Below are 11547 nucleotides of genomic sequence, written 5' to 3'. Positions count from 1 at the left end.
CTTCGAGACCGGACACCCGGCCTTGGCCATGCCCGCCAGTTCCTCGAACTTCGCCTTGTCCGCGCCGGGAATTTTCGCATTCAATGTCAGATGCACGGCGGTGATGGCAAACCCTTCGCCCTGCTTTTCGAGCGTGACGTCGGCCTTGGTCTCCATCTGCTCGGCGGTGAGCTTGGCTTCACCCAATATCAGCGACAGCGCCATGGTGAAGCAGGCGGCATGCGCGGCGCCGATCAGTTCTTCCGGGTTCGAGCCCGGTTTACCTTCGAAGCGGCTGGCGAAGCCGTAGGGGTAGTCGTTGAGGGCCCCGCTCTTGGTCGAGATCGCGCCCTTGCCGTCCTTGATGCCGCCCTGCCATTTGGCCGATCCGGATGTCGTCGTCATGGGGATGCTCCTTCATGGTCGATGGGAGCCCCATTTTGGCGGATGGTTGCGTCAAAGGAATGTCTTATCGTTGCGCCTTTTCCAGGCGCCTTTGCTACGCGCCGACCAGCGCTTTCGCCGGCAGCACCGCCTGCACCACAAGGCCACGGGCGCGGGCGTCCATCACGCCGACGGCGCGCAGCGCGAGCAGCGTCACGGTCTGGACCGCATCGCGCAGCCGCCCGGGATCGTCGGTATTGTCCGGCGCCAATGGCCCGACCAGCGATTCATGCAGCGCGCCGAGCAGCGCGGTGGCGGCGAGCGCCGTATCCTGCGCCGGCAGATGACCGGCACGGACCGCGGCGTCGATCCGGGTGGCGATCTCGCCGGCGATTTCGCGGCGGCTCGCCAGCCGCGACGCGGTGACGTCGACATCGACCGGCTCGGCCAGGATGCCCCAGGCCAGCTTGCGCTGTGACAGCACGTGCACCGCGACCGTGGTGACGGCGGCAGCCAATGCCGATGAGGGCCCGGGCGCGGCATCCGCAGCGCGGCGGATCGCGGCCAGTTCATCGCGCGAGACATCGGCGATCAGTTCGGAAATCAGATCCGACTTGGACGGAAAATAGCGATAGACGGTGCCGGCGGCGACATTGGCGCGGATTGCGACCGGCGCGATTTGCACCGCAGCCATGCCGCCATCCGCCGCGGCGTCCCGCGCCGCCGACAGGATGGCGCTGCGCCGCGCCGCAAGCCGCTTCACCACCTGATGGGTTCGCCGATAAACCATGGCACGTTCTCATCCCTGCGCGCCCGGGCCCAGCGGCTCGTTACGACGCTTATTCAGTTTTTGGGCGATCGACACACACCGCCTCGAAGAACTGAACAATAATTCAGAGCGCCTGACAAGTCGCAAATAGGAGGATTTGAGCGGCCGGTTACCGCCATCGGGGCGGGGCGCGGCCGGTCACCCAATGGCGTCATGCGCGGCGCTGCCTTGCGGGATTCTCGTGGCGAAATTGTCCGAGATCGACCACAGTCGGCCGCAAAGCATGCCGCCCGCAATGGGCGGACCGGATGGAGACGATGACGATGAACTGGACACGACGGTCGGTATTATCAGGCGCCGCGGTGATGGGATCGACCCTGATCATCAAGCCTTTGCAGGCTGCCGAATACAGGTTTTCGCAATATCACAACCAGGCCGATTCCGGCCCGCTGCACAGAAATCTTACCGCGATGTGGGAGGCCGTGCGCGCCGAGACCAATGGCCGGGTCGAGACCATCGTGTATGCCGAGAACAACAAGCTGCCGGGTGGCGATCCCGATGCGCTGAAAATGCTTATTTCAGGCGAGATCCAGTTCTTCACCCTGATGGGCGGCATCATCGGCACCGTGGTGCCGGTAGCCGAATCCCAGCAATTGCCGTTTGCATTCAGTTCGCCGGCGGCCGCGCACAGAGCGGTCGACGGCCCGCTTGGAAAATATATCGGCGAGGAGATGGCCGCCAAGGGCATGCATCTGTTCCCGGTCGCCGGCTTCGACAACGGCATGCGGCAGGTCGCCTCGATCTCGCGCCCGATCGCCGAGCCGCAGGATTTCGCCGGCATGAAAATCCGCGTTCCGCCGGGGCAGATGATGATCGACACCTTCAGCGCGTTCGGCGCCGAGACGGTCACCACCTCGGCCAACAAGATTTACGACGCGCTGAAAATCGGCAAGGTCGACGCGCAGGAGAATCCGCTGGGCATCCTGGAAGGCTTCAAGCTTTATGAACTGGTGAAGTATGTCAGCCTGACCAACCACATGTGGTCCGGCTTCAACGCGATGGCGAACGCCGCCACCTGGCAGGCGCTACCCGGCGACATCAAGGACGTGATCGAGCGCAACGTCACCAAATATGTCCGCCAGCAGCGTCTGGAACAGGCCGCGCTCAATGCCGATCTGCGCAACGATTTCGTGCGGCGCGGCCTCGTCTTCAACGACACCGACCAGGCCGCCTTCCGCGCCAGACTCCCACACGTCTATGCGACCTGGAAGGAAAAGCTCGGCACCAAATGCTGGACGCTGGTCGAGGCCGAGGTCGGCAAGCTCGGTTGATATCTCTATCACGTCATTCCGGGGCGGCGCGAAGCGACGAACCTCAGATGTGCAATGGCACATCGGGGAATCTCGAGATTCCGGGTTCGCGCGAAGATGCGCGCCCCGGAATGACTACCAATAATCACCCGTAAGCTTCGAGCCGTCACGCCGTGATGCCGGGCCGCGACAGGGATGGCGCTTCGCGGCGCATCAGCGCCGTGTACAGCACCGCTCCCAGCGCCGAGCCGATCAGCCAACCCCAGTCCCCGACGTTCGGAATCACCGCATAGGCGCCGAGCAGCGACAGCCCGATCGATACGAAGCCCGAAAGCCCGAGCGCGATCAGCGCCATCCGGTTCCAGCCGCTCTCGAAATACAGCGAGCCGTCCGGCGACATCGTATAGAGGTCGGCGAGCACGACCTGCTGCCGCTTCACCAGATAATAATCGGCCACCATGATGCCGAACATCGGGCCGAGCGCGGCGCCGAAGATGCTGACAAAAATGGTGATGGCCTGCGGACTGGAGACAAAAATCCACGGGCACACCAACACCGACAGGATCGAGGTGATCAGCCCGCCGAGGCGGAAGTCGATCTTCTCGGGATAAAGGTTGGAAATATCGTAGGCCGGCGAAACGAAGTTGGCGACGATGTTGATGCCCATGGTGGCGACGATGAAAGTGATGGAGCCGAGCGCCACCACCCAGGGATTGCCGATGCGCTCGACGATGGCGACGGGGTCCATGATCGCCTCGCCGAACACTTTGACGGTGCCGGCCGTGACGATCACGGTAATGATCGCGAACACGATGAAATTGACCGGCAGTCCGAGGAAATTCCCGACCTTCATCGCCTTCTCATCGCGCGCGAAGCGGGAGAAATCGCCAAAATTGAGCAGCAGCGCGGCGAAGTAAGCGACGATCAGCATCGCCGCATTGGCCATGTGACCCACCGCCGAGCCTTCGACCCGCGGGCTGAGCTGCAGCGACAGGCTCGATGTGCCGGTCTGCATCACGATCCAGATCGCCAGCGCAAACATCACGATGTAGACCACGGGTCCGCAGAAATCGATGAATTTGCGGATCGTCTCCATGCCGTTGAGGAAGATCAGAAGCTGGAACAGCCACATGAACAGGAAGGAGAACCAGCCGAGCGCGGACAGGGCGAGAAAGCTGGAATGCGTCAACGCTTCGGCGCCGGGATAAAACGCCAGCACCAGCGCCTGCACCGCTTTGGACGCGAAATAGGTTTGCACGCCGTACCACACGATCCCGACGATGCCGCGCAGGCCGGCCGCGATGTTGGCGCCCATGACGCCGAACGACATCCGCGCCACCACCGGGAAGGGCGTGCCGTATTTCAGCGAGGGGCGCCCGATCAGGTTCATCAGGAAGTAGACGATGGTGATACCGGCCACCATCGCCAGCAGCACTTCCCAACCGGTCAATCCGAGGAAGAACAGGCTGGCCGCGAAGGTATAGCCGCCGACCGAGTGCACGTCCGACATCCACATCGCGAAGATGCTGAACACGCCCCAGGTCCGCCCCGCGGGGGCAACCGGCGCCAGATCGTGGTTATAGAGCCGCGGGTCCGCGCCCGGGATGGCAAGGGCGGGCGGGGCATTCGAATGACCGGACATCGGCGGCTCCTGTACGCGGTAACGGGAACTGGCTGGCTTTGTTTTAAGCAAGTCCCGCGCCAGAAGGGACAGCCAAGTCATTCCGGGGCCACGCATCAATTGCCGGTCTGCAGCTCCCCGAAGCGCTCCCAAGTCTTGCCGTTGAACCGCATGAACTGCATCTGGTCGACCGGAACGTGATCGGCCGGGCTGGTGTTGACCTTGATGCCGGGCAGCAGCATCGGCAATTCCAGATCCCTGATGGCGTAGGCCTGCTTGAGAATGTTCTGCGTCGACAGATCGTCGCCGCAGGCTTTCAATACGGCTTCGAGCACCATCGCGCTGTTGTAGGCATTGACGTAGTTGGTGTCGTGCAGATCGCCGTCAGGGACGTATCGGGTCATGAATTCCCGCCATCCCCTGACGCCCGCATCGTCCTTCCAGGCGGGATCGTCGGGATCCTTGACATAGGCGGTCGAGAGAATTCCGACGCCGGCCGCAAGCCCGGCGGGCTCCATGACGGTGGACACCCAGACCGCGACATTGGACAGAAATGTCATCGGCCGCCAGCCGATCTCATAGACCTTGCGGATCGACTGCGCAGCGAATTTCGGCGTCGCGGCGATCACCAGGACATCGGCGCCGGAGGACTTCAGTTTGACGATCTGCTGGTCGACGGTCGGATCCGATATTTCATAGGTCGCGCCGGTGACGCGGGCATCGTATGTCTCGCCGAGCACGTCCTTCAGCCCGGCGAGATAGTCGCGTCCGAAATCATCGTTCTGCGAAATGACGGCGAATGTGGCGTCCGGATTTTTCGCCAGCGCATAGCGCGCATAAAGCCGCGCCTCGTAACGGAACGGCCCCTGCACGCCCAGGGTCGCCTGCGGATATTGCGCGATGTCGGCGAATTTCGAAGCGCCGGAGCCGACGAACAATTGCGGGATATTCTTGCCCTGCAGGTATTTGGCGATCGCAGTGTTGTGGGCGGTGCCGATCGAGGAGAATATCAGCGCGACTTCGTCGCTTTCCACCAGCCGCCGCGTCTGCTCCACGGTTTTCGGCGGCGCGTAACTGTCGTCCAGCGAGATCAGGTTGACCTTGCGGCCGTTGATGCCGCCGCGCTCATTGACCATCTTGAAATAGCCGACCTCGCCCTTGCCGAGCGCGCCGAACGCCGACACCGGGCCGCTATACGGCATGGTCTGGCCAATCCTGATTTCGGTGGGTGTGACGCCACGCATGTCGGCCGCGAGCGCAGGCCAGATCAGCACGGCGAGCGCGCTCACGACGCCCAATCCTCCGACACAACGCATCGGCCTGCCCTCCCGCATCTTATCTCATTTGGGCACGCTGTTGCTGCGGCCCACGGCAGGCGCGGTTGGATCCGCGCTCGCGCCATGACCGGAACATGCCATGACGCCGCTAAGCGCGCCAACCATAATCATGCTGGATCAGGCGCGGCCAAGTCCGGTTATTTCGGGCGGTTGGCCGGCGGCTGATCCCGTTACGTCCGCTGATCGCCTTGGCGTTGATCCCTGGGGATCACGAATTTCAATCCGGACCAGGTGTCATCGATGGCACAGACCTTGATATCGACGAGGCCAAGCGGAAGTGCCGTATCGCGCACGACGACATCCGTGAGGTCGGTGGCAACGCCGGAGGACTTCTTCGGCCATGAGACCCAGATCATGCCGTCCGGCCCGATCGCGGCGCGGCAGCGGCGCAGCTTCGCCGCAAGCCCCACCGCTTCGGTTGCGAACAGATGCACCATGTCGAGTGGCGCCTTCAGCCGGGGCGCAATGGTCACACCGGCCGGCAGTTGGCCGACGATATCGCCATAGGCCGCCGGTGCGCCTTCGATAAAAATGCAAAAGCCCGGCTGGATGCCGAGCTTTTGTACAACAGGTTTGCCGGAGTAACCGGCCATCGGCGTTACGACGTCAGGCCTGCGGCTGCGGCTCCAGCCCGGCATCCGGATCGGGACGCGGGCGTGGCTTGCCGGCCGGCGGCACCGCCGAGGTGCGCGGCGTAGATGGCTCCAGCACCGACTCGCGGTTCGGTTTCTTGCCCTTGAGCAGGTCAATGATCTCGTCGCCGCTCAGGGTCTCGAATTCCAGCAGGCCCTTGGCCAGGGCTTCAAGATCGGCGCGCTTCTCGGTGAGAATACGCGTCGCTTCATTGTAGCCTTCTTCCACGAAACGCCGGATCTCGGTATCGATCTTCTGAACCGTCGCTTCGGACGCGTTCTGGGTACGCGACACCGACATCCCGAGGAAAACCTCATCCTGGTTTTCGCCATAGGACACGGTGCCGAGCGCTTCGGAAAGGCCCCAGCGCGTCACCATCATCCGGGCCAGCCGCGTCGCCTGCTCGATGTCGGACGACGCTCCGGAGGTCACCTTCTCGCGGCCGAAAATCAGTTCTTCCGCGACGCGTCCGCCCATCATGATGGCAAGCCGCGAGGTCATCTGCTCGAGCGACATCGACAGCTTGTCGCGCTCGGGCAACTGCATCACCATGCCCAGCGCACGGCCGCGCGGAATGATGGTCGCCTTGTGGATCGGATCGGTCGCGATCACGTTGAGGCCGACGATGGCGTGGCCGCCTTCGTGATAGGCAGTCAGCATCTTCTCCTCTTCGGTCATGACCAGCGACTTGCGCTCGGCGCCCATCATCACCTTGTCCTTGGCCTCTTCGAACTCCGCCTGCGTCACCATGCGCTTGTTGCGCCGTGCCGCGGTCAGCGCCGCTTCGTTGACAAGGTTCATCAGGTCGGCGCCGGAGAAACCGGGCGTACCGCGGGCAATGGTCTTGAGGTTGATATCCGGCGCCAACGGCACCTTGCGGACATGCACCTTGAGGATCTGTTCGCGGCCGACGACGTCCGGATTCGGCACCACCACCTGGCGGTCGAAACGGCCCGGACGCAGCAGCGCCGGATCGAGCACATCAGGCCGGTTAGTCGCCGCGATCAGGATCACGCCTTCATTGGCCTCGAAGCCGTCCATCTCGACCAGCAACTGGTTCAGCGTCTGCTCGCGCTCGTCATTGCCGCCGCCGAGGCCCGCGCCGCGATGGCGGCCGACCGCATCGATTTCGTCGATGAAGATGATGCAGGGCGCATTCTTCTTGGCCTGTTCGAACATATCGCGGACACGCGAGGCGCCGACGCCGACGAACATTTCGACGAAGTCCGAGCCCGAGATGGTGAAGAACGGCACATTGGCTTCGCCGGCCACCGCGCGCGCGATCAGCGTCTTGCCGGTGCCGGGAGGACCGACCAGCAGCACGCCGCGCGGAATCCGTCCGCCGAGCCGTTGATATTTTCCGGGGTCGCGCAGGAATTCGACGATCTCCTGCAGGTCCTGCTTGGCCTCATCGACGCCGGCGACATCCTCGAATGTGACGCGGCCGTGCGCCTCGGTCAGCATCTTGGCGCGCGACTTCCCAAAGCCCATCGCCTTGCCGGCGCCGCCCTGCATCTGCCGCGATAGGAAAATCCACACCCCGATCAGCGCGATGAACGGCAGCCATGAGACCAGCAGCGACACGAACCACGGCACGTTGTCGCCGGGCGGCTTCGCCGTAATCGAGACCTTGCCGTTATACAGCCGCGAGACCAGCGTCGGATCGTTCGGCGCGTAGGTCTGGAAGCTCGAACCGTTGTTGAAAGTGCCGTGAATCTCCGGCCCCTGAATCACGACGTCGCGAACGTGGCTCGCATCGACTTCGGTCAAAAGCTGCGAGAACGAGATATCCTGCGAGGACGCGCGCTGACCAGGATTCTGGAAGAGCGTGAACAGGGCCAATAACAGCAAAACAATAATAACCCAGAGGGCGAAATTGCGCAGATTGGCGTTCATTGATCTTCCTTCGTGGTCGCGCGGATCGCGGCCTTATGTCCTTGGGTCGCGTCCGTGGGCAGGCATCAAGAATCCCTCGGTCGACTGCATTACAATCTAGGTGCCGCCCCGGTCGCTGCCAAGGGAACCATGGAGGACAATTTAGCTCATCTTAGCGCGATTCCCGCTTAAATAATGGCGGCGGAACGGGTGTTTTCCGGGGTGGTTAAGCCCGCGAGATGGATTAGAGCGTTTTCGAGCGACGCGGATACCGGTTCGCGCAAGGAAAACGCCTCAAAATAAAAGATTCCGGAGTCCCGGCTCTGATTCGCTCAGAATCTCGGGGCAAATCAGGACTGGCTGCCCGCCCCTCAATCCGGCCGCCGTCGGCGGGGCGGCGCCGGCGCAATGCGGATGCGGCCGTCCGTCAGGCTGACCAGCGCGCCCGCCAGGGTCTGCTTCAGACTTGGTTCGAGCCTTGATTTGGGCCTGGGCCGGCGGCCTCCAGTGCTTTCCGCCACGGCCTGGTCCAGGGCCGACAGCAGGGCTTCAACCTTGCCAAGTTCGGCCGGCCCCTCATGACCGAACCGATCGATCGCCCGCAACAGCAACCGAAGGCGGATTTCCTCCGGCATCGCCGCAAAACTGTTGGCGTCAAAAGTCTTGGCCTCAACGGTTCCCGAAGCCGACGCGCCGCGGTCCCTGAGCGCGAGATAGCGCTCGGCGCCGTCGACCAGGACTTCCACGGCGGCATTGGCCCGGGCCAGCCGCGTCGCCAGCCGCGCCAGATTGCGCGCATCGCCGCCCTCGGCGGCGAGAACCGGCATCACCGTGCGAATGCGGGGACGGGTAAAACGAGGGTCGCGGTTGGTCGGATCGTCGGCGAAACCGACCTTTGCCCTGGTGAGCGTCGCGACCAGCTGCGACTTCGATACGTTGAGAAACGGACGCGCCAGCAGCACGCCCTCGCGCTCGGTGACCCGCGCCATCGCCGCCAGCCCGGCGATGCCGCTGCCGCGGACCAAACGCATCAGCAGCGTTTCGGCCTGGTCGTCACGGGTATGCGCGGTCAGAATATGCGTGGCGCCGCTGGCCCGCGCCGCCTGTGCCAGCAAGCGATAGCGCGCGCCGCGCGCCGCGGCGGGTAAACCGGTGGTCGGCTTGGCGCCGGTCCAGCGCATCGTGCGATGCGGCAGATCGAGCAAGCGCGCGAGGCGCTTGACGTCGCGCGCCTCAGCTGCGGCCTCGGCGCGCAGGCCATGATCGACTGTGACGGCGATCAGACGCGGGCCGCGCGCCAGAGCGCGCCGCCAGCGCGCCGCCAGCCACATCAACGCGATTGAATCGGGGCCGCCGGAAACGGCGAGAATGATGGCAGGGGCGCCCTTCCAGTCCGCGAACAGATTTTTCGCGTGCTGTGCCGAGATCGGGGAGTTGTCATCGTCTGATCCCGTCGCCACGTCGCGCCCCCATCGGGTCGGCTAGAGCATGATCCGATTCCACCGAATCGGATCATGATCTCATCTCTTGGATTGAAGCATGATCTTTTCGGAAAACCGGTTCCCACTTTTCCGGATCATGCTCCAGCGCGACGACGCGCTTTGACCCAGCGCATGCTTTGGCTGAATGCGCTAGCACTTTACCCGTTTTTGCTCACGGTCCACAGCCGCTTTGACGCCGCCCGAGGCGTGGGGATATTTCCGCGCCACCTCGCCGAACGCCGCGCAAGCGGCCTCGCGCTCCTTCAAGGCCGCCAGCGATTGTCCAAGCCGCAGCAAGGCGTCCGGGGCCTTTGCCGATTTGTCGAATTTGGTCGTCACCGCGAGAAAGGATTCCGCGGCGTCGCGGTAGAGCTGGCGCTGGAAGAAACTCTCGCCCAGCCAGTATTGCGATTCCGAGATCAGGGGATCGCTCGGGTATTTTTGCGCGAAGTTGCGCAAGGTTTCTTCCGCCAGCGCATAGTCCTTGCGCTGCATGTAGCCGATGCCGAGATCGAACTCGTCCTTCGGCGTCGCCGACGGCGGCAGGGTGGTCAGCGCCCCGGTCGCGTTGGTGTTGCGCGGTGGCGGTGGCGGCAAGGCGCCCGGCGGATTGCCCGCTCCGCCGGTGTTCGCAAGGTCGAGCGGTTCCCCCGCGCCGCGTCCGCCGGGTGCGCCGACCGGCGTTTCGGCGGGGATCGGGAGTTGGCCGCCGCCAAGCGCGCGCGGCGCGCCGGGGGCATTCGGATTTTGGCCGGGATCGAAGGCGTCGCCACGGCGCCGGCCCGGTGCCGCTCCCGGCGGCACTCCTGGCGATTCCTGGACGATCGGCGCCGGAGCGGCCATCTGCGGATCATAGCCGGTCTGCGCCGGCGGCTGCCGATAGGCCGGATTCGGCTGCGCCGGGGGCAAAGCGGCGACATTGGGTTGGGCGCCGGCAGGCGGACTGCCGGGAGCACCCTGCGCGCTGCCCTGAAGCAGCTTCAGCCGGTCTTCAAGCTGCCGGTTGCGATATTGCAGCTCCTCGTTCTGGCCGGTGAGCTGCCGCAGCTGGTTCTCAAGCTGCTGAATCCGGATTTCCGGATCGACATCGTCGGACTGGGCCAGTACCGGCGAACACAGCACCAGCGTCGCGAAGACCGCCGCGGCGCGCATGGTTTGATGAAATCTGGATGACATTCTGGCCTGACCGACGAGATCGGTGTGAGATCGAAAGCGGATCACATTGAGAGACGGAGTACGCCAAAAATGTGACTGAGACAAACCACTGGCTCGAGCCAAGTACTTGAAGCCAAGTACCTGAAGCCAAGCCCCCGAAAAGCCAGGCACCGGAGCGAAGCCGCCCAAAACAAAACCGGCGCCCGAGGGCGCCGGCAAACCTTGTGCAAGGCCAACGCTGTTAGGAGCTGGCGTTCAATACCGTCACCGCGCGACGGTTCTGCGACCAGCACGAGATGTCGTTGCAAACCGCGACCGGGCGCTCCTTGCCGTAAGAGATCGTCCGCATCCTCGAGGCATCGATGCCGCGCGAGGCCAAGAACGTTCGTACCGACTGGGCACGGCGCGCGCCCAGGGCAATGTTGTATTCACGGGTACCGCGCTCATCCGCATGGCCTTCGATGGTGAAGGTGTAGCGGCTGTAGCTCTGCAGCCACTGCGCCTGCTTCTCCAGGGTCGCGATCGCCTGCGGCGACAATTCGGTCTGGTCGCTCTCGAAGAAGACGCGGTCGCCAACGTTGACCACGAAGTCCTGCTGGCTGCCGGGAGTGGCCGCGCTCGCCATCGCGCCATCACCCAGCGGATTCTTGTTCGCGCAGGCTCCCATCGACAGCGCCACCGCGAGCACCGCTGCCAGCTTCAATCCCTGGACGATACGCATCTGGTGTTTCATTCCGGAGCCTCCACGCTCGCGTTTTTCGACTATCATCCGGTCTACAGGGCGATGGTTAAGCGAACGTTCCGTCAACCTTGATGGGGTGTTGCCGAACCCGATCAAATGCCAGCAAAGGACGAAAAGCAACCGCGATGGTTAATGGGTTGTAAATGTGGCGCGAGGGTGAAGGCAAGCGGGAGCGCGGGCGAAATAGCCGGTTTCCCGAGCGATCGGCATCGCATTTGCGGGATCCGGCCAGAAAAATGGCAAAATGGGCTCCCGCCCGGC

Annotated in this window: 10 protein-coding genes; 1 reads left to right on the top strand and 9 read right to left on the bottom strand. The window is 63.7% G+C overall.

The window, feature by feature from the left end; translation table 11 throughout:
- On the bottom strand, positions 1–384 hold a 384-nt coding region (locus ABR948_RS04935; RefSeq protein ID WP_428114324.1), incomplete at its 3' end, for an OsmC family protein.
- Positions 385–478: 94 nt separating this feature from the next.
- Positions 479–1153, bottom strand: a complete 675-nt coding sequence (locus ABR948_RS04930; RefSeq protein ID WP_428114323.1) for a TetR/AcrR family transcriptional regulator — start codon at positions 1151–1153, stop codon at positions 479–481.
- A gap of 302 nt (positions 1154–1455) precedes the next feature.
- On the opposite strand from ABR948_RS04930, the gene ABR948_RS04925 reads away from it, so the two are divergent.
- Positions 1456–2463: a TRAP transporter substrate-binding protein gene (locus tag ABR948_RS04925; protein WP_428114322.1), complete on the top strand. Its 1008-nt coding sequence runs from the start codon at positions 1456–1458 to the stop codon at positions 2461–2463.
- 145 nt (positions 2464–2608) lie between these two features.
- Here ABR948_RS04925 and ABR948_RS04920 read toward each other — a convergent pair whose 3' ends face one another.
- From ABR948_RS04920 to pal, 7 genes are all read right to left on the bottom strand, one after another.
- Positions 2609–4084, bottom strand: coding sequence for an NCS1 family nucleobase:cation symporter-1 (locus ABR948_RS04920; RefSeq protein WP_428114321.1), 1476 nt, complete (start codon positions 4082–4084; stop codon positions 2609–2611).
- 95 nt (positions 4085–4179) lie between these two features.
- Positions 4180–5379 (bottom strand): ABC transporter substrate-binding protein, encoded by a 1200-nt coding sequence (locus ABR948_RS04915; RefSeq protein WP_428114320.1) that lies wholly within the window; start codon positions 5377–5379, stop codon positions 4180–4182.
- 191 nt (positions 5380–5570) lie between these two features.
- Positions 5571–5993, bottom strand: coding sequence for a DUF3052 domain-containing protein (locus ABR948_RS04910; protein ID WP_428114319.1), 423 nt, complete (start codon positions 5991–5993; stop codon positions 5571–5573).
- A gap of 13 nt (positions 5994–6006) precedes the next feature.
- Positions 6007–7929: an ATP-dependent zinc metalloprotease FtsH gene (ftsH, locus tag ABR948_RS04905; protein WP_428114318.1), complete on the bottom strand. Its 1923-nt coding sequence runs from the start codon at positions 7927–7929 to the stop codon at positions 6007–6009.
- Positions 7930–8279: 350 nt separating this feature from the next.
- Positions 8280–9368, bottom strand: a complete 1089-nt coding sequence (gene tilS / locus ABR948_RS04900; protein ID WP_428114317.1) for a tRNA lysidine(34) synthetase TilS — start codon at positions 9366–9368, stop codon at positions 8280–8282.
- A 171-nt stretch (positions 9369–9539) separates the two neighbouring features.
- Entirely contained in the window at positions 9540–10565 is a 1026-nt protein-coding gene (gene ybgF, locus ABR948_RS04895; RefSeq protein WP_428114316.1) for a tol-pal system protein YbgF, read from the bottom strand.
- Positions 10566–10785: 220 nt separating this feature from the next.
- Positions 10786–11277 (bottom strand): peptidoglycan-associated lipoprotein Pal, encoded by a 492-nt coding sequence (gene pal / locus ABR948_RS04890; protein ID WP_428114315.1) that lies wholly within the window; start codon positions 11275–11277, stop codon positions 10786–10788.
- Positions 11278–11547 lie beyond the last annotated feature (270 nt).

Source organism: Bradyrhizobium sp., assembly GCF_050014615.1.
In the GTDB taxonomy this organism is placed as follows: domain Bacteria; phylum Pseudomonadota; class Alphaproteobacteria; order Rhizobiales; family Xanthobacteraceae; genus Bradyrhizobium.
The sequence above is the reverse complement of the archived record's forward strand: the minus strand, read 5'-3'. Positions and strand labels throughout refer to the sequence as shown.